15 protein-coding genes are annotated in these 17,985 nt (G+C 72.3%); 8 read left to right on the forward strand and 7 right to left on the reverse strand.

Annotated features, from left to right (window positions below; all coding sequences use genetic code 11):
• Positions 1–115: 115 nt before the first annotated feature.
• On the reverse strand, positions 116–703 hold the full coding sequence (locus tag ACK8GG_RS05770) for a hypothetical protein (protein WP_440355753.1): 588 nt from the start codon (positions 701–703) through the stop codon (positions 116–118).
• A gap of 597 nt (positions 704–1,300) precedes the next feature.
• Here ACK8GG_RS05770 and ACK8GG_RS05775 point away from each other — a divergent pair.
• Entirely contained in the window at positions 1,301–2,191 is an 891-nt protein-coding gene (locus ACK8GG_RS05775) for a patatin-like phospholipase family protein (RefSeq protein ID WP_440355754.1), read from the forward strand.
• 48 nt (positions 2,192–2,239) lie between these two features.
• On the opposite strand, the gene ACK8GG_RS05780 is transcribed toward ACK8GG_RS05775, so the two are convergent.
• Complete coding sequence (locus ACK8GG_RS05780) at positions 2,240–3,139, reverse strand: SDR family oxidoreductase (protein WP_440355755.1); 900 nt, start codon at positions 3,137–3,139, stop codon at positions 2,240–2,242.
• A gap of 194 nt (positions 3,140–3,333) precedes the next feature.
• Positions 3,334–3,927, reverse strand: a complete 594-nt coding sequence (locus ACK8GG_RS05785) for a TraR/DksA family transcriptional regulator (protein WP_440353038.1) — start codon at positions 3,925–3,927, stop codon at positions 3,334–3,336.
• 207 nt (positions 3,928–4,134) lie between these two features.
• Here ACK8GG_RS05785 and ACK8GG_RS05790 point away from each other — a divergent pair, with 207 nt between their 5' ends.
• Entirely contained in the window at positions 4,135–5,169 is a 1,035-nt protein-coding gene (locus tag ACK8GG_RS05790; RefSeq protein WP_440355756.1) for an alcohol dehydrogenase catalytic domain-containing protein, read from the forward strand.
• 18 nt (positions 5,170–5,187) lie between these two features.
• On the opposite strand, the gene ACK8GG_RS05795 is transcribed toward ACK8GG_RS05790, so the two are convergent.
• Complete coding sequence (locus tag ACK8GG_RS05795; protein ID WP_440353036.1) at positions 5,188–6,303, reverse strand: geranylgeranyl reductase family protein; 1,116 nt, start codon at positions 6,301–6,303, stop codon at positions 5,188–5,190.
• A gap of 180 nt (positions 6,304–6,483) precedes the next feature.
• Between ACK8GG_RS05795 and ACK8GG_RS05800 the strand changes: the two genes are divergently transcribed.
• Both ACK8GG_RS05800 and ACK8GG_RS05805 read left to right on the forward strand, forming a co-directional pair.
• Positions 6,484–6,720, forward strand: coding sequence for a hypothetical protein (locus ACK8GG_RS05800; RefSeq protein WP_440351979.1), 237 nt, complete (start codon positions 6,484–6,486; stop codon positions 6,718–6,720).
• Entirely contained in the window at positions 6,701–8,179 is a 1,479-nt protein-coding gene (locus ACK8GG_RS05805) for an MFS transporter (RefSeq protein WP_440353035.1), read from the forward strand. Before ACK8GG_RS05800 ends, ACK8GG_RS05805 begins: the two co-directional genes overlap by 20 nt.
• 60 nt (positions 8,180–8,239) lie before the next feature.
• Here ACK8GG_RS05805 and ACK8GG_RS05810 read toward each other — a convergent pair whose 3' ends face one another.
• Positions 8,240–9,739: a tyrosine-protein kinase domain-containing protein gene (locus ACK8GG_RS05810; RefSeq protein ID WP_440355757.1), complete on the reverse strand. Its 1,500-nt coding sequence runs from the start codon at positions 9,737–9,739 to the stop codon at positions 8,240–8,242.
• Between the two features lie 181 nt (positions 9,740–9,920).
• On the opposite strand from ACK8GG_RS05810, the gene nhaA reads away from it, so the two are divergent.
• A complete protein-coding gene (gene nhaA, locus ACK8GG_RS05815) occupies positions 9,921–11,228 on the forward strand; it encodes a Na+/H+ antiporter NhaA (RefSeq protein ID WP_440355758.1) in 1,308 nt (435 codons plus the stop codon).
• Between the two features lie 175 nt (positions 11,229–11,403).
• On the opposite strand, the gene ACK8GG_RS05820 is transcribed toward nhaA, so the two are convergent.
• Complete coding sequence (locus ACK8GG_RS05820) at positions 11,404–11,988, reverse strand: TMEM165/GDT1 family protein (protein ID WP_440353032.1); 585 nt, start codon at positions 11,986–11,988, stop codon at positions 11,404–11,406.
• Between the two features lie 203 nt (positions 11,989–12,191).
• On the opposite strand from ACK8GG_RS05820, the gene ACK8GG_RS05825 reads away from it, so the two are divergent.
• Positions 12,192–13,580, forward strand: a complete 1,389-nt coding sequence (locus ACK8GG_RS05825) for a serine/threonine-protein kinase (protein WP_440355759.1) — start codon at positions 12,192–12,194, stop codon at positions 13,578–13,580.
• Between the two features lie 20 nt (positions 13,581–13,600).
• On the opposite strand, the gene ACK8GG_RS05830 is transcribed toward ACK8GG_RS05825, so the two are convergent.
• Positions 13,601–14,290, reverse strand: coding sequence for a DUF305 domain-containing protein (locus ACK8GG_RS05830; RefSeq protein ID WP_440356079.1), 690 nt, complete (start codon positions 14,288–14,290; stop codon positions 13,601–13,603).
• Between the two features lie 318 nt (positions 14,291–14,608).
• Here ACK8GG_RS05830 and ACK8GG_RS05835 point away from each other — a divergent pair, with 318 nt between their 5' ends.
• Positions 14,609–15,970 (forward strand): LVIVD repeat-containing protein, encoded by a 1,362-nt coding sequence (locus tag ACK8GG_RS05835; RefSeq protein ID WP_440353354.1) that lies wholly within the window; start codon positions 14,609–14,611, stop codon positions 15,968–15,970.
• A 195-nt stretch (positions 15,971–16,165) separates the two neighbouring features.
• Complete coding sequence (locus ACK8GG_RS05840) at positions 16,166–17,890, forward strand: DEAD/DEAH box helicase (protein ID WP_440351973.1); 1,725 nt, start codon at positions 16,166–16,168, stop codon at positions 17,888–17,890.
• Positions 17,891–17,985: the final 95 nt, after the last annotated feature.

A 17,985-nucleotide genomic window follows, 5' to 3' on the forward strand; every position in this document is an offset into this window, starting at 1 on the left:
CGGCGCACGACCGGTGAACGTGACCGGTCCGGGATGTCGATGCGCCGAAGGCCGGGCACCCATGGTGCCCGGCCTTCGTTCGTCTGCTGTTGTGGTTGCTCTTTGTCGGTGTCCGTCACCAGTGCTGGGCGACCAGCTCGGCGGCCTGGGTCTCCCACTGCGCGTACGCGTTCGGGTACGCCGACACCTGCACCTTCTGCGCCGCGACGGTCAACGGCATCTGCTCCCAACCCTCAACCTCGTCAAGGGAATCAAGGAACGCAGTCGTCGAGTACTGCGGATCCCGAATCTGCTCCACCGAGCCCCAACCACTGGACGGACGCTGCTGGAACAGACCCTGCGAATCATGATCGTTGGCCGCACCCAGATGACCCAGGTTCTCCAACTTCGACTCCTGCATCGCAGTAGCCACCGCGATCACCGCAGCACGCTCGTTCATACCCGAATCCTTCGTCGCCGCCACGATCGCCTTCGCGTTCTCCTGCTGCTCCGCAGACAGATCGATACGCGACTGCTTACCCTGCACACTCGTCGCCAGGGCAGCGTGATCCGGACCGGCCCGCACCTGCGCCACGGCCACGGTACCCGGCTGCGCCACCTCAGCCGCCTGCGCGAACACCGGAACCGCCGGACCCGCAACCACACCAGAAGCGAACGCCAGACCCGCGACACCCACACCAATACCACGGAAAATGTTCTTCATCAGGGGAACTCCTCCACGCTCGAAACAAGGGGAAAAAAACCCGCAAATACCTGAGCCGCGACTCAGCACGACACCCAAGCACGGGCCCTCACCGAAAAGAATGGGAAACGGCCGAGAAAGGGGGACACACACCCGGCACACACACCAGCCGGCTCACCGCCGGGCCGGGGGTCGCGTTCCTCGGCCGTACGCCATACACAACCACCCCGACCCCCGAAGCGATTCCGGACCGACCCCGGATCCGCCCCGAAAAAATCCGGACATCCGCGGCGAAAGTCACGGGGCACAGGGGACAGCGCGACCATACCGGCGGCAACCGGACGCCCGTGTCGGCGGCGGCGGCGGTCCGGCCTACCGCCGTCGATTCATCCGCGACCGGCGAGGGGCCTCCCGCTGCGCATTGACAGGGATGGGAGGGCTGCCTAGTTTCGGGTGGCACTCCCGCCCGCCCGGGCCGACCAGCGGAATCGGGGGCCTCTCGGAGGTGGTCACGTTGTCCCCGTCCCGCACCCGCTCGGCAGATCCCGAATCCGCCAGGCGACCCCGGACCGCACCCGGGTCCGTGACCGGTACGCCCCCGACCACTCCCCTCGGCCGATGAGCGGGCCGAGCCGCGCGCTCGTGCTGGGCGGCGGCGGCTTCACCGGCATCGCCTGGATGACCGGGGTGCTGGCCGGCCTGCGGGAGGCCGGCCTCGACCTCGGCGCTGCGGACCTGGTCGTCGGCACCTCGGCTGGTTCGATGGTCGGGGCCCGGCTCACCGCCGGGCTCGACATCGAGGAGAGCTACCAGGCCCTTGTCGCCGAAGGACCGCAACGATCCCGCCCACCGGGCGAGAGGGCCAGGTCGGGCGGGCAGAAGGGCGCCGGCGGCCGGCTGGATCCCGGCACGCTGCTGCGCTGGGGCTGGGCGGGCGTGCGCAGCCGGGACCCGCAGCGGTTCCGTGCCCGGGTCGGCCGGGCGGCGATGGCCGTGACCGCGCCGGCCGGACCGGCGGCCCACCGCGCCCGGGTGGCCGCCCTCCTCGCGGTGGCGCAGTGGCCCGCGCGCCGGCTGCTGGTCACCGCGGTCGACGCGGAGTCCGGCGAATTCGTCGCCTTCGACCGGGACAGCGGGGTCGACCTGGTCGACGCCGTCGCCGCCAGCTGCGCGGTTCCCGGCGTCTGGCCCCCGGTGGCGATCGGTGACCGGCACTGGATGGACGGCGGGATGCGCTCGATGGCCAACGCCGACCTGGCGGCCGGCTACGAGCGGGTGGTGGTGCTGGCCCCGCTGCAGTTCGGCGTCGGGCACCTCGTGCCGGTCGAGGCCCAGGTGCGCCGGCTGCGCGAGCACGCCCGGGTCGTACTGATGTCACCGGACCAGGCGGCCCGGCAGGCGATCGGCCGCAACATGCTCGACCCCCGGCGGCAGGGACCGGCCGCCCGTGCCGGACGTACCCAGGCCGCCACCCTGGCGGCCCGGGTACGCGAGGTCTGGCAGGGCTGACCGCGGCGCGACGGTACGTGCCGTCGCCAGCGCGGTCGGCGGCCCCGATCAGCTGATCGGCCGGCCGCCGGTCACGCCGAGGATCTCCCCGGTGACGAAGCTTGACTCCTGGGAGGCGAAGAAGACGTACGCGGGAGCCAGCTCCGCCGGCTGCCCAGGGCGGCCGATGGGCGAGTTGTCGCCGAAGGACTCCACCGCCTCCGGCGGCATCGTCGCCGGGATCAGCGGCGTCCAGACCGCGCCCGGGGCGACGGCGTTGACCCGGATTCCCCGGTCGGCGAGGTTCGCGGCGAGCGACTTGGTGACGTTGACGATCGCCGCCTTGGTGGCGGCGTAGTCCATCAGCTGCGGCGACGGGTCGTACGCCTGGATCGAGGTGGTGTTGATGATGGTCCCGCCGGCCGGCAGGTGCGGGATCGCCGCCTTGCAGAGCCAGAACATGGCGTAGATGTTGGTCTTGAAGACCCGGTCGAGCTGAGCGGTGTCGATCCCGGCGAGGCCGTCGGACTGCGACATCTGGTATCCGGCGACGTTGGCGAGGATGTCGATGCCGCCGAGTTCGGCGACGGCGCGTTCGATCAGCAGCTTGCAGTGGTCCTCGTCGGTGATGTCACCAGGCATGCCGACGCCCCGCCGGCCGGCGTCGGCGACGAGCCGCAGCGTCTGCTGCGCGTCGGCCTCCTCCTCGTCGGGGTAGGAGATCAGCACGTCGGCGCCCTCCCGGGCGAAGGCCAGCGCGACCGCGCGCCCGATGCCCGAGTCGCCGCCGGTGACCACCGCCCGCTTGCCGGCCAGCCGTCCACTGCCCCGGTACGTCCGCTCACCGTGGTCGGGCTGCGGCCGCATGTCGCCGGTGTGGCCCGGGTGCTCCTGCTGCTGGACGGGCTGACCGTCGCGCTGGCCGTACTGCCGGGCGGGGTCCTGCTGGGCGTACTGGTCGTTCTCCATCGGCTGTCTCCGTTTCGCGGTGGGCGTCCCGCTCTGCGCCCTACCCGCCCGGTTGCCGGGAAAACGGCCGACCGCCGACGATCATGTGCCGGCGGTGACCGGCCCCGGCGCGGTCACGCGCGCCGATCACCGCCGCCGGGTCGCCCGGTCCGACCGCGGTGTGCCGCCGGTGGGCGGCACACCGCGGGACCTCGTCAGGCGCCGTGCTTCTGCTGACACGGCACGCAACGGCGGGCGTGCGGAATCACCTCGAGCCGCTCCGGCGGGATCACCCCGGCGCAGCTGTCACAGGTGCCGTACCGTCCGTCGTCGATGCGCTGCAGGGCGCCGGCGAGCTGCTCGATGCTCTGGCGGGCGGCGACGAGCAGGGCCGCCTGGGTGTGGGCCTCGCCCGGATCGCCGGTGTCGGCGGTGAGTTCGGTCAGTCTGGCGGTCTGCTCCGCGTGCTCGTGGGCGAGCCTCGCGCGCAGGTCGCGCAGCCATGTCTGGTCGATGCTGGTGGTGCCGGCAGGGGCGCTCATTGCCATACCTTTCGCAGAAAAAGAAAAAGGGCCGAAGCGGTAGCGCTTCGCCCTGGTGGCTGTTCTGAGGATGAACTGCACCACCGGTGGGCCGCGGCCGGAGCGAGCCGGGCTCGGCAGCCCGGAGGTGGGAAGGACCTTGGTGAGCACGGCGTCCCGGGCCGCCGGCGTTGTCACGCAGCCCGGCACGAACCCGACGATCCACGCGGCATGCGACACCGGCACCGTGACGACGGTGCCGGTGAGCTGCTGGCGCGGCGATGGCATTCCCACACCATAGGCCGCGGATCCGCGGAAGCCAACGCAGAATGCCGCCAGGCCGCCGGGGACCGCATCATCACCACCCGGTCGGGTACGCACCCGCAGCCAGGGACGCCCTTGCCGGCCACCCGGAACGAACGGACCTCCTTGCCGGCCACGCGGAACGAGGCGTCTGACGATGCCGGTGCGGGCCACCGGCCGGAAGGAGAACAGATGCGCGCCATCCAGATGACCGCTCCCGGTGTACTCGAACAGGTCGAGATCCCGGCCCCGACGCCCGGACCCGGCGAGGTCCTGCTGAACGTCGGCGCCGCCGGCGCCTGCCACTCCGACCTGCACATCCTCGACGCCCCCGCCGGCGTCTTCCCGACCCCGCTGACGCTCAGCCACGAGGTCGCCGGGACGATCGCCGAGGTCGGCGCCGGCGTGACCGGCTGGTCGCCCGGTGACCGCGTCGCCGTCTACGGGATCATGGGCTGCGGCCGCTGCCGGGCCTGCCTGCGGGGTCTGGAGAACCAGTGCCGGACCGTGCCGGTGGGCGGGATCGGCATCAGCCGCGACGGTGGCCTCGCCGACCAGATGAGCGTGCACGCCTCACGTCTGCTGCCGATCGGCGATCTGGACTTCGCCGCGGCCGCGCCGCTGACCGACGCCGCGCTGACCCCTTACCACGCGATCGAGGTGGCCCGGCCCGCGCTGCGCCCCGGCAACTGGTGCGTGGTGATCGGCGTCGGCGGCCTCGGGCACATGGCGGTGCAGATCCTGAAGCAGACGACCGCGGTACGGGTGATCGCCGTCGACAGCCGGCCCGCGGCCCTGGACCTGGCCCGCCGGCTCGGCGCCGACGAGACCGTGCAGGCCGGTCCGGACGCCGTCGAGCGCATCCGGTCGCTGGTCGGGCCGCCGCCCGGCGGCGCGGACGTGGTGCTGGACTGCGTCGGTGTGGACGCGACGATGACGACCGCCCGCAACGTCCTGTCCATCGGCGGACGTCTGATGCTGATCGGACTGGGCGGCGGCACGACGCCGGTGGCTGCCGTGGCGGACGCCCCGCCGCCGGTCCCCTTCGAGGCGGTCGTCGAGATGCCCTTCTGGGGCACCCGCGCCGAGCTGTACGAGGTGCTGGCGCTCGGCCGGGAAGGCCTGATCCACTCGGCGGTGCAGACCTTCCCGCTGGATCAGACGATCGAGGCCTACCGGCAGCTGCGCGCCGGTGAGATCGAGGGTCGGGCGGTGATCGTGCCCTGAGCCGCCGACGGCCGCCGGTCAGCGCAGCAGCGCAAGCGCCGCGCGCACCGGCGGCCGGGCCAGGGTCTGCTCGAAGGAAGCGCTGCCCTGGCAGAAGCGGGTGAAGAACCGCCAGCCGGGCGGCGTGGCCAGCAACGCGTGGAAGACCCCGGGACGCCGGCTGAAAGCCGCCAACAGCCGGAAGCCGGCCTGCATCGACGGGGTCAGCTCCGCCTGGACGCCGCGCTCGTACGCGGCCGGATCACCGGCGGCGACCGCCGCACCGGCCAGGGCGCCGGAACGCAGCGCGTAGCTGATGCCCTCCCGGCTCCACGGTTCGAGCAGTCCCGCGGCGTCACCGGCGACCAGCACCCGGTCGCGGCGCAGCGGCGAGTCGTCCGCCCGGCAGCGGGTCAGATGCCCCGAGTCGTGCGCCGGCCGAATCTGGTCCAGCCCGAGCCCCGCCACGAAGTCGCGCAGGTAGGCCCGGGTCCGCTCCGCGCCGCCCCGGGCGGCGATCACCCCGACGGTCAGCCGGTCGTCCTTGGGAAAGACCCAGGCGTAGGAGCCGGGGATCGGGCCCCAGTCGAGCAGGACCTGCCCGCGCCACCGGTCACGCATCGCGCCGGCCACCGGCAGCTCCAGTTCCAGCCCCAGGTCCACCTGCCGGTAGCGCACGCCGACGTGCCGGGCGCTCACCCCCGCCGAGCCGTCGGCGCCGATCACCGCCGCAGCGGTGACGATCTCGCCATCGGCCAGCCGCAGCCGTACCCCGCGGTGGTCCTGCTCGACCGCCCGTACCGGGCAGCGCTGGCGTACCTGCGCGCCGGCGCCCACCGCGGCCACCCGCAGCCGCTCGTCGAAGGCCTCCCGGCGGACCATCGCCAGCAGCGGACCCCCACGGTGACAGCGGCTGAACCGGCGGGCCCCGTCCCGGGTGAAGGTGACCCGGTCGATCAGGTCGTCGGCGGGGGGCTCGACCTGCCCGGCGAGCGCGGTCAGCGAGGTGCCGATCAGTCCGCCACCGCAGGTCTTGTAGCGGGGATGGGCGGCCTTCTCCAGCACCACGGTCCGCACACCTGCCGCGGCGGCGACCCGTGCCGCGGTGAGTCCCGCCGGCCCACCGCCGACCACGGCCAGATCCCATCCGGTCACGGGACGTAGCGTAGGGCAAACCGGACGGTACGGCGAGGGCGCGCCGCACGGCCGGCCGCCGAGCGACGGGCGGCCGGCGAGCCCGGCATCCGCTGCCCGCCGGCGCATCATCGGCGCCATACGGGGTAGCCCGTCCCGCGAGGCGACCGACCGTGGTTCGCCAGCCGTCGAGGAGGCGTCATGGAACAGATCCGGCTCTCTGAGGTCGAGGAGCGGGTCTACACCGCCGTGGCCACGCTGGAAACCCGCGGCCAGGTGCCGTACCCGGCCGTGATCGCCGAGGAGGCCGGGCTCACCGAGGCGGAGCTCGACGCCCCGCTGAGCACCCTCGCCCAGAAGGATCTCCTGCACCGTGAGGACACCCCGGTGGAGGGGCTCAACTTCGGCCCCCGTTGGTGTGCGCGTCAACCCGCCTGACCCCGGGACCGGCGGCGCCGCCGCGACCGCCACCCACCCGCACCGCTGGCGCGCGCTCTACGTCGGAGTCGTCGCGTCGTTCATGACCCTGCTCGACGTCAGTGTGGTCAACGTCGCCGTCCCGTCGATCGACCGGGCGCTCGACGCCAGCCCCGCCGACCTGCAGTGGATCCTCTCCGGGTACACGCTGGCGTTCGGGCTGGTGCTGGTGCCCGCCGGCCGGCTGGGTGACATCCACGGCCGCCGGGTGCTGTTCTGCGCGGGGCTGGCGCTGTTCACCGCCGCCAGCGCCCTCTCCGGACTGGCCCAGAACTCCACCTGGCTGATCCTGTCGCGGATCCTGCAGGGCGCCGCCGCCGGACTGGTCAACCCACAGGTGACCGGCCTGATCCAGGAGCTCTTCCAGGGCCGCGAACGGGATCGGCCGTTCGGCACGCTCGGGGCGGTCGTCGGGGTCTCCACGGCGATCGGACCGCTGCTGGGTGGGCTGCTCATCCAACTCGGCGGGATGGAACACGGCTGGCGCTGGGTCTTCTTCGTCAACGTCCCGGTGGGGATCGTGGCGGTACTGCTGGGCCGGCGTTACCTGCCCGGGCCCGACCCACACCGGCGCGGCGGACGGCTGGACCCCGCCGGGGTGCTCCTGCTGGCCACCGGCGTGACGCTGGTGCTGCTGCCGATGATCCAGCGGGACCAGTGGCGCGGCGCGGGCAAGTGGCTGCTGATCCCGGCAGGGCTGGCCGTACTGGCCGGTTTCACGCTCTGGGAGCGACGCTACCGCCGCCGGGACACGCCCCTGTTCGACCTGGCGCTGTTCCGCCTGCGCTCGTACGGACTGGGGACGCTGATCTCGCTGGTCTACTTCGCCGGGTTCACCGCCATCTTCTTCGTCTACGCCCTCTACCTGCAGACCGGTCTGGGATACAGCCCGCTGGCAGCCGGGCTGGCGATCACCCCGTTCGCCTGTGGCGCGGCGGTCTCCGCGATCGCCGGCGGCCGGTACGTGCACCGGCTCGGCCGCCCGATGGTCGCCGGCGGGCTGGCCATGGTCGCGCTCGGACTGGGTGCCGCGGTGGTCCTCACCGGGCTGGTCCCCGGCCGCCCGGCGCCGTTCGTGCTGGCGTTGCCGCTGCTCTTCGCCGGCCTGGGCAGCGGCCTGGTGATCACCCCGAACCAGAACCTGAGCCTGTCGCAGGTGCCCGTGGCGCAGGCCGGCAGCGCCGCCGGGATGCTGCAGACGGCACAGCGCATCGGTGCCTCCGCGGGAATCGCCGGGATCGGCGCGGTCTTCTTCGCCGTCCTCGCCGACCGGCAGGGCGCCTGGGCCGACGCGTTCCGGCAGGCGCTCGTCGTCTCGGTGCTGGTCGTGCTGGTCACCCTGGTCATCGCGGTGGTGGACAGCCTCGGCGGACGTCGCCGACGTGGTGCTTCCACCGACGCCGGAAGCCGACCGGGCTGACCCGGACACGCTCTCCTGCGGCGAACCGATCCGGTAGGCGCCAGGAGAGCCCCCGCCCCCTCAGCGCGGGATACGGCGCAGTTCCTGCGTCGGCTCTCCGATCGGATCGAGGGCTGCCGCGCCGGTCAGGGACCCCGGCGCCTCCACCGACGGCATCCGCCGGGCGGGGACGGTCGGCGCGGGCAGCGGTGCGACGGCCGCCGGCGGCGTACGGTGCGTCCCGGCCCGTACCCGGCGGCTGCGGTTGAGCACACCGCCGAGCAGCCGCACCGACACCGCCTGCAACGTGTCGGCGGCCTGGGCCGCCGCAGCGGCACCGGTACGCCCCCGGCGGGCGACGAGCAGCGCACCGTCGGACTGCACCGCCACCACCACCGCGTCGGTGACCGCCAGCAGAGGCGCGGTGTCGACGATCACGATGTCGGCGCAGTCCCGCAGGCTCTGCAGCAGATCCGCCATCGCCTTCGAGCCGAGCAGCTCACTCGGGTTGGACGGCACGGCGCCGGCCGGCAGCACCAGCAGCGACTTCTCCCCCCATGGCTGTACGACCTCGCCGACGCGCACCTCACCGAGCAGCACCTCGGTCAGCCCGGCGGCGGGTTCCAGCCCGAGCTGCCCGGCCACCCCTGGCGCGCGCAGGTCGGCGTCGACCAGCAGCACCCGCCAGCCGGCTTCGGCCAGCGCGATGGCGAGGTTGCAGGAGAGGCTGGTGCGTCCCTCCCCCGCACCGGGGCTGCAGACCGTGATGACCCGGGCCGGTTCGGCGACGTTGACGAAGCGCAGGTTGGTGCGGAGCTTGCGCATCGCCTCGCCGCGGGGCGATCGCCCGGCGCGACCGGCGATCAGGGGCGCCGAGCGGGCGGCGGGCTCGTACGGGATCTCGCCCAGCACCGGGGCGCCGGTGACGCGGCGCAGGGTGCGGGCGTCGCGGATACGGGTGTCGGTCACGCCCCGCAGCAGCGCCAGGAGCAGCCCGGCCAGCAGACCGGCGAGTGCGGCGAGGCAGATGTCGCGTACGGGACGGGGCGCGACGGGCGCGGTGCCGGCGGCCGGGCCGTCGACGACCTCGATGGCGCTCGCCGTAGGCCGGCCCGCGCCGGATTCCACCTCGCCGATCAGGCCGGGCAGCCGGGCGGCGATCACCTCGGCGACGCGCAGCACCTGTTCGGGCCGGGGCCCGGCGACGACCACTCGCAACATCATCGCGGCGGGGTCGGCCCGGACCCGCAACTGCTCCCGCAGCGCCGACACGGGCGTCTCTCCCCCGATGTCGCGGGCGACCTGGCGCAGAGCCCGGTCGCTGGTCACCAGCCCCGCGTAGGAGCGGATCCGCTGATCGAGCAGGTCCTCTGGCGCGGCCTGCCCGGCGGTGCCGGCCGCGGTGGGGACGTAGAAGGTCACCCGGGCCTCGTACCGGGGCTCGGTCCGCAGCGTGTACAGCGCCGCGCCACCCGCGGCGAGCAGGACAGTGATCAGCACCAGCCACAGGTTGCGGCCCACCAGGCGCAGCAAGGTCATCACACCGGTCCCCTCGTCGTCGATTCGGGCATTGCCCCTCACCAGGTACTTCACTCGACTCGGCCCTACGCCGGTCCCACTGGCGACCGCCGGCGAAGAACGACCGCGCGCAGCGCTGCTCGTCACCGCCGGGTCGTGCGCGCTAGGATGATCAACGGTGTGCCGGGAAGCCTGGTCGGCGGTGGTATCAACACGCCCGTCGACGAAGAGGTAACGCAGCCCGATGACAGAGCGCCCCGCGCCCGCCCGCCGCCGTCCCCGTCTGCTGCAGCGCGGTTCCTGGCCCGAACGCCGATTCGTCGGCGACATCCTGCGCACCGAGACCGTCGGCGGGGCGCTGCTCCTGGTGGCCGCCGCCGCGGCACTGTTCTGGGCGAACTCGCCGTGGAGCGAGACCTACTTCCGCCTCGGCAGCTTCGTGCCGGTCCCCCAGGCCCAGTCGCTGCACCTGGACCTGACCCTGAGCCAGTGGGCCGCCGACGGCCTCCTCGCGATCTTCTTCTTCGTCGTCGGACTGGAACTCAAGCGCGAGTTCGTCGCCGGTGACCTGCGCGACCCGCGGCGGGCGGCCCTGCCGATCGTCGCCGCCATCGGCGGCATGGTGGTCCCGGCGCTGATCTACTTCGCGGTCAACGCCGGCGGCGAAGGGGCCGCCGGCTGGGCGATCCCCACGGCCACCGACATCGCCTTCGCACTCGCCGTGCTCGCGGTGGTCAGCTCCCACCTGCCACACGCCCTGCGGGCCTTTCTGCTCACCCTGGCGGTCGTCGACGACCTGCTCGCCATCACCGTCATCGCGATCTTCTACACCACCGGTTTCGCGCCGCTGCCGCTGCTGGCCGCGCTGATCCCGCTCGCCCTGTTCGCCCTTCTGGTGCAGGCGCGCAAGACCTGGTGGTGGGCGCTGATTCCGCTCGCGGCGGCGACCTGGCTGCTCGTGCACAGCTCCGGGGTGCACGCCACCGTCGCCGGGGTGCTGCTCGGCTTCGCCGTGCCGGTGGTGCGCCGCGCCGGAACCGGCCCCGGCCTCGCCGAGCACTTCGAGCACCTCTGGCGCCCGGTCTCGGCCGGCTTCGCCGTCCCGGTCTTCGCGTTCTTCGCCGCCGGCGTCTCGCTGCGCGGCGCCGACCTGGGCGCCATCTTCACCGACCCCGTCGTGATCGGCATCGTGGGCGGGCTGGTGCTGGGCAAGACGATCGGCATTCTCGGCTCGACGTACCTGCTGGCCCGCTTCACCCGGGCCGAACTCGACGAGAACATCACCTGGTCGGACCTGCTCGGCCTGGCGATGCTCGCCGGGGTCGGTTTCACCGTCTCGCTGCTCATCGGCGAACTCGCCTTCGGCACCGGCAGCGTCGCCGACGAGCACGTCAAGATCGCCGTGCTCACCGGCTCGGTGACGGCGGCCGTGCTCGCCTCGGTGATCCTGCTGCGCCGCAACGCCCACTACCGCCGAATTCACGCCGTGGAGACCCGCGACGCGGACCGGGACGGTATCCCCGACGTCTACCAGCAGGATCCGCAGTCCTGACGGCGCGACCCCGCACCGCGCCGCCGGCCGGTTCCGGGGCGACCCGGCGGTGACGACGGGCGTCCTGGGGCCCCGCCGGCGTGGTAGCCCGCCCCGGAGCCGGCGGGCCGGGTGCACGACGAGTGCGACGCCGATGCCCGCAGCGGGGTCGGTCGTCGCCGTTGCCCGGCCTGGCTCAGATCTGGCCGATCGCGTCGACGATGAGCCAGATGCCGCAGATCGCGAAGAGGGCAGCGGCGCCGTACTTGATGGTGCGCTCGGGCAGCCGCTTGCCGAGCCACCGGCCGACCAGGATCGCCAGGGCGTCGGCGGCGACCATGCCGATCGTCGAGCCGAGCCAGGTGCCGAACCAGCCGTACTGGGTGGCGAGGGTGATGGTGGCGAGCATGGTCTTGTCGCCGAGCTCGGCGAGGAAGAACGCGGCGCCGACGGCGAGCACCGCGGACTTGCCGGAGCGCTCGGCGCGCTGGCGTTCCTCCTCGGTGAGGCGGTCACCGCGCAGGGTCCACGCGCCGAACCCGAGGAAGGCGACACCGGCGGCGAGCGAGATCCACCCGGTGGGGAGGGTGGCGCCGAGTCCGTATCCGATGGCCACCGAGACCAGATGCACCAGGGCGGTGGCGATGGTGATGCCGATCAGCACCGGCACCGGCTTGAAGCGGGTCGCGAACGTCATCGCCATGAGCTGGGACTTGTCACCCAGTTCGGCGACGAAGATGACGCCGAAGCTGACCGCCAGCGCGACGAGAAAACCCTCCATGACACCCGTTTCGAAGAGAGCGCCGGAACCCGCCGGCGCCGGGTCCGGCAACGGGGTACGAGGGTAGTCCCAGCGGCCTGGCCCCTCGCAGGTGCACCTGCCTCCCGCCGAGGACCGCACGTGCGGCTGCGGACAGACGGACAGCGAGTCCCAGACCGGACGGCCAGTTCGTGACTGCCGCGAATAGTCGGTACGGTGACCGGGTGTTGTCCGAGGGAGTCGTACTCAGCGACCGCTATCGCCTGTCCGAGCGACTGGCGACCGGCGGGATGGGCGACGTGTGGCGCGGCAGCGACCTCCTGCTCGGCCGCGATGTCGCGGTCAAGGTCCTGTTGCCTGCTCTCGTGAGCGACCCGGACTTCATCGCCCGGTTCCGGGCCGAGGCGCGGATGCTCGCCGCGCTGCGGCATCCCGGGATCGTCCAGGTCTACGACGTCGGCCAGGACGATCTGCCCGACGGCCGGGCCGACTACCTGGTCATGGAGTACGTCGAGGGCGCGCCGCTGTCGAAGCGGATCGAGGCCGCCGGCGCGCTGGGCGTCGACGAGACGCTGTCGATGCTGACCCAGACCGCGACCGCCCTGCACGCGGCACACCTGGCCGGCATCGTGCACCGCGACGTGAAGCCCAGCAATATCCTGGTGCAGCCCGACGGCACGATCGTCCTGCTCGACTTCGGGGTGGCCCGGGCGGCCAGCATCACCAGCATCACCAGCACGAACGCCATCCCGGGCACGGCCCTCTACATGGCGCCGGAGCAGGCTGCCGGCCGGCCGGTCTCCGCCGCGACCGACATCTACGCACTCGGCGCCGTCGCGTACTGCTGCCTCACCGGCGGTCCGCCCTTCACCGCGGAGAACGCCCTGCAGGTCGCGGTCCGCCACCTCGACGACGAACCCCCACCGTTGCCGGAGGAGATCCCGCTGCCGGTGGCGGCGCTGGTCCTGCGCGCGCTGGCGAAGGAGCCCGACGACCGGTTCGGCAGCGCCCAGGCGCTGGCCGACGCGGCCCGGGCCCTGCAACGCGGCGACAGCAGCGCCGAGACGGGCGCCGGGGCGGCCACCGCTGTCATCACCCCGCGCGCGGCAGCCGGCGCCGCCGGGCTGAGCGAACTGTCCACAGCGGTCCTCGATCCGGCGCCGAAGCGCCGCCGGCCGCAACCGGCGCTGATGATGCTGGCCGGGACCGTCCTGGTCGCCGTGCTGGGGCTGGCCACGGCGCTCAATCTCTTCGAGGCGACGCCGGCGAACCCGGCCCCCAATCTCTCGCCTGCCCCGCAGTCGGTGCCCACCGCTGCCGACCCGGAGCCGAGCGGATCGGCCGAGGACCGGCCGAGCGGGCCGCTGCTCCCGGTGGAGCAGCCTTCGAGCGCGGCGCCGGAGGCGCGGCCCTCCCCCACGCCCACCCTCGAGGCGAGCACGGTCCCCTCCCCGTCGCCGGAGCCGCAGGAGAGCAACGGCACCGAGCCGACGCCGTCGGAGTCAACTCCGGCACTTCCGCCGACGCCGGCCCCTTCGGCCACACCGGCGCCGGACGCATCCCCGGATCCCGGTGGCGGCAACAGCGGTCCCGACGGCGCCGCCGGCGGCTGACCGGCGACGGCGCGCGGCGGTCACTGCGGCAGCAGGGCCCGCAACCGGTTGATCTCCACCGCCTGCTCGGCGGCGATTCCGGTGGCCAGTTCCTCCATTGTCAGGTCGCGGCCGACCTTGAGCAGGTTCGTCGACATCTCGATGGCGCCCTCGTGGTGCTCGACCATCATCTCGACGAAGAGCCGGTCGAACTCGGCCCCGCGGGCGTCGGCGAGGCGCTCCATCGCCGTGTCGCTCTGCATGCCGGGCATCGTCCCGTGATCGTGATCGCCGGCCGCCTCGGCCAAGCCCCGTTCGGTGAGCCAGGCTCGCAGCACACCCAGTTCCGGCGCCTGGCTGGCATGGATGCGCTCGGCCATGGCGCGCACCTTGGCGTCGGCCGCCCGTTCGGGCGCGAGGGCCGACATACGCAGCGCCTGGGTGTGGTGCGGAATCATCATCCGGACATACTCGACATCCATCGCGTTGTACGCGGGCAGGCCCGGCCGGCGGATCTCCTCGGCGGGCCGGACGGAGGCCTCCTCGCCGGGGCGGCCGGGCACGATCACGGACGGTCCAGGGGTCGCGTCGCCGGGGGCCGGACTCACCTGCGGCGCCGCCGCATCGTCCTTAACGGACGGTCGATTCGCTGACCAGACCGCGGCGCCGATGGCGATCAGCACCACCATCGATATGACAGCCATCACTGCGTGTCGGCGTTCGCCGGTCATGCGCGTACCTCCGGGGGTCAAGGTGGGAGCGATCGTAACGGTTCCCGAACTCGAAGTTTTGTGATGGGGATCACGTTGATCATGCCCCATGGGCGGTAAGGTGTCCGCACCCCCAATTCCCCTGTTCGAAGGGTTCATCGAATGCAGTGGACTAGCCGTCGGGCCACAGTGCTCGGCATGGGCGCCGCCGCGGTTCTCGCGGTCGGCTTCCTCAGCGCCCCCGCAAGCAATGCCCAAACGTCCATCGACGACGCCTGCGCCGAACTGATCGGCGCCGGCGACAACTTCGCCGAGGCCTGTGACGCCGAACTGGCCAGCATGGACGACTCCGACGCACCCCTGGGCGTCGACGAGATCGCCAGCACCCCCAACCTGAAGCAGATCGCCAACCTGCCGAAGCAGGCGCCGTTCGATACCGCGTCGGCGTACAACACCGACATCGCCTTCCAGGGCAACTACGCCTTCGCGGGCAACTACGACGGCTTCACGATCTACGACATCAAGAAGCCCAGCTCCCCCAAGATCCTGACCCAGGTGTACTGCGCCGGTTCGCAGAACGACATCTCGGTCTACGGCAACCTGCTCTTCCTCTCCACCGACTCCTCCCGCAGCGACGACTCCTGTGAGAGCGTCTCGCAGTCCGCGGCGCTCAAGGAGTCGTGGGAGGGCATGAAGATCTTCGACATCAGCAACAAGAAGGCGCCGAAGTACATCAAGTCGGTCGAGACCTACTGCGGCTCGCACACCCACACCCTGGTGCCGTCGAAGAACGGCAAGACGGTCTACGTCTACGTGTCGTCCTACAGCCCGAACGCCAACTTCCCGGACTGCCAGCCGCCGCACGACTCGATCTCGATCATCGAGGTCCCGGTGAAGAAGCCGACCTCGGCGAAGGTCATCTCCACCCCGAACCTCTTCCCGGACGGTGGCTACCGCAACACCAGCGGCTGCCACGACATCACCGCGTACCCGGCCAAGGACCTGGCCGCCGGCGCCTGCATGGGTGACGGCATCCTGCTCGACATCTCCGACCGGGCCAACCCGGTCGTCATCGACCAGGTACAGGACGCCGAGAACTTCGCCTTCTGGCACTCGGCGACCTTCAACAACGCCGGCACCAAGGTCGTCTTCACCGACGAGCTCGGTGGTGGCGGCGCCGCCACCTGCAACGACACCATCGGTCCGAAGCGGGGCGCCAACGCCATCTACGACGTGGAGACCAAGAAGGTCAACCACCCGGGCAAGGGCAAGGGCGCGGACAAGGGCAAGGGCAAGGGCAAGGAGAAGACCTACGAGCTCTCCTTCGCCAGCTACTACAAGATCCCCCGCACCAACGCCAACACCGAGAACTGCGTCGCGCACAACGGGTCGCTGATCCCGGTCAAGGGCAAGGACATCATGGTCCAGGCGTGGTACCAGGGCGGCATCTCGGTCTGGGACTTCACCGACTCGGCCAACCCCGTGGAGATCGCCTACTGGGAGCGCGGTCCGCTCTCGGACGAGCGCCTCATCCTGGGCGGCTCCTGGTCGGCGTACTGGTACAACGGCTACATCTACTCCAGCGACATCCAGAAGGGTCTGGACGTGCTGAAGCTGACCGACAAGCGGACGAAGTCCGCCGAGCGGGTCAAGGTCAAGGAGCTCAACGTCCAGTCGCAGGGCAGCTACCAGAGCTGGTAACCCTCGCGATCCGACACGGGTCCCGTACGCCGGGCCCGGCCTCCGCAACGGAGGCCGGGCCCGGCCCTTTTCTGCACCGGCCACGGCCCCTGCCGGCGGCCGGGCGCCGGGACACGCCGACACCGGCGGGGGACGCGCGCCACCACAGCGGTGGGTGCCGAGACGCGCCGCAGCCGGTGGTGGAAGGCTTAGGACATGAGTTCCGACAGCATCCCCCCGGCGACCACCCCCACCGGCGGCGATCATCCCGCCGACGAATCCGTCTCCTTCGCCGACCTCGGCCTGCGCGAAGAACTGCTGGCGGCGCTGGCGGCCCTCGGGTACGAGGAGCCGACGCCGATCCAGCGCGCGGCGATCCCGTCGATGCTGGCCGGGCGCGACCTGCTCGGCCAGGCGGCGACCGGCACCGGAAAGACCGCCGCATTCGCCCTGCCGCTGCTGCACCGGCTGCCCGCCACCCGCAGTGGCGGCAATCCACTCGCCCTGGTCCTCACCCCCACCCGGGAGCTCGCGGTCCAGGTGTCCGAGGCGCTGCACCGCTACGGCAAGGGCATCGGCGTACGCGTCCTGCCGATCTACGGTGGCCAGCCGATCGGCCGGCAGCTGCGCGCCCTGGAGCTCGGGGTGGACGTCGTGGTCGCCACGCCCGGTCGCGCGCTGGACCACATCTCTCGCGGCACCCTCGATCTCGGTGAGCTCGTCACGGTGGTCCTGGACGAAGCCGACGAGATGCTCGACATGGGCTTCGCCGAGGAGATCGAGGCGATCCTGGAGCACACGCCGCAGACCCGGCAGACCGTGCTCTTCTCCGCCACCATGCCCTCGCGTATCGACCGGATGGCCCGGCAGCATCTGAGCGACCCGGCCCGCATCGAGATCGGCCGGGAGGCGGCCACCTCCGACACCGCCCCGCTGGTACGGCAGAGCGCCTACATCGTGGCGCGGGCGCACAAGCCGGCGGCGCTGAGCCGGGTGCTCGACGTCGAGTCGCCGACCGCCACGATCGTCTTCTGCCGTAGCCGTGAGGAGGTCGACCGCCTCACCGAGACCATGAACGGCCGGGGCTACCGGGCCGAGGCGCTGCACGGCGGAATGAGCCAGGAACAGCGCGACCGGGTGATGGGACGGCTGCGGGCCGGCACCGCCGACCTGCTGGTCGCCACCGACGTCGCCGCCCGCGGCCTGGACATCGAGCAGCTCACCCACGTGGTCAACTACGACGTGCCGTCGGCGCCCGAGTCGTATGTGCACCGGGTCGGCCGCGTCGGGCGCGCCGGGCGGCAGGGCGTGGCCATCACCCTGGCCGAACCGCGCGAGCACCGGATGCTCAAGACCATCGAACGTGTCACCAACCGCCGCATCTCGATCGAGCGCATCCCCACGGTGGCGGATCTGCGGACCCGCCGGATGGAACTGACCCAGGCGGCGCTGCGGGAGAGCCTGCTCACCGACGACCTGGATTCGATGCGCACCATCGTCGAGACGCTCGCCGACGAGTTCGACGTGATGGAGGTGGCGCTGGCTGCGGTGAAGCTGGCGCACGAGACGGTCACCGGGCCGGCCGAGGACGAGGAGGAGATCCCGCAGGTGGCGCTCCGCCCCGCGCGGGAGACCGCCGAGGGCCGTGGCGGCGCGGGAGCGCAGGGACGGCGCGGCGAACGTGGCCGGGCCCGTTCCGCGGACATGACGCCGATCTTCATCGGGGTCGGCCGGCGCGTCGGCGTACGGCCGCAGGATCTGGTGGGGGCGATCACCGGCGAGACACGGCTCAGCGGCCGGGAGATCGGCGCGATCGAGATCGCCGACCGGTTCTCGCTCGTCGAGGTGCCCCGCGCCGCGGCCGACGAGGTGATCTCGGTGCTGCGCCAGTGCACCATCAAGGGACGGCGCACGACGGTACGCCGCGACCGCGACAACTGACCTGCGGCTCGGCGACGGCACGGGCACGGCCCCGGCCATTCGTGACCCGCGTCACGTTGACCGGTGCCGTCCCGGCGTCGTCGCCGAAGAACTCC

Origin of the sequence: Melissospora conviva (genome assembly GCF_049523535.1) — a bacterium.
Taxonomy (GTDB): domain Bacteria; phylum Actinomycetota; class Actinomycetes; order Mycobacteriales; family Micromonosporaceae; genus Melissospora; species Melissospora conviva.

Bases quoted from the DNA above. Each gene is read 5' to 3' on its own strand.
- ACK8GG_RS05830 (WP_440356079.1), bottom strand. From the start codon at position 14,290: ATGACCGGCGAACGCCGACACGCAGTGATGGCTGTCATATCGATGGTG.
- ACK8GG_RS05790 (WP_440355756.1), top strand. From the start codon at position 4,135: ATGCGCGCCATCCAGATGACCGCTCCCGGTGTACTCGAACAGGTCGAG.
- ACK8GG_RS05820 (WP_440353032.1), bottom strand. From the start codon at position 11,988: ATGGAGGGTTTTCTCGTCGCGCTGGCGGTCAGCTTCGGCGTCATCTTC.
- ACK8GG_RS05835 (WP_440353354.1), top strand. From the start codon at position 14,609: ATGGACGACTCCGACGCACCCCTGGGCGTCGACGAGATCGCCAGCACC.
- nhaA (WP_440355758.1), top strand. From the start codon at position 9,921: ATGACAGAGCGCCCCGCGCCCGCCCGCCGCCGTCCCCGTCTGCTGCAG.
- ACK8GG_RS05780 (WP_440355755.1), bottom strand. From the start codon at position 3,139: ATGGAGAACGACCAGTACGCCCAGCAGGACCCCGCCCGGCAGTACGGC.
- ACK8GG_RS05770 (WP_440355753.1), bottom strand. From the start codon at position 703: ATGAAGAACATTTTCCGTGGTATTGGTGTGGGTGTCGCGGGTCTGGCG.
- ACK8GG_RS05775 (WP_440355754.1), top strand. From the start codon at position 1,301: ATGAGCGGGCCGAGCCGCGCGCTCGTGCTGGGCGGCGGCGGCTTCACC.
- ACK8GG_RS05800 (WP_440351979.1), top strand. From the start codon at position 6,484: ATGGAACAGATCCGGCTCTCTGAGGTCGAGGAGCGGGTCTACACCGCC.
- ACK8GG_RS05785 (WP_440353038.1), bottom strand. From the start codon at position 3,927: ATGCCATCGCCGCGCCAGCAGCTCACCGGCACCGTCGTCACGGTGCCG.
- ACK8GG_RS05840 (WP_440351973.1), top strand. From the start codon at position 16,166: ATGAGTTCCGACAGCATCCCCCCGGCGACCACCCCCACCGGCGGCGAT.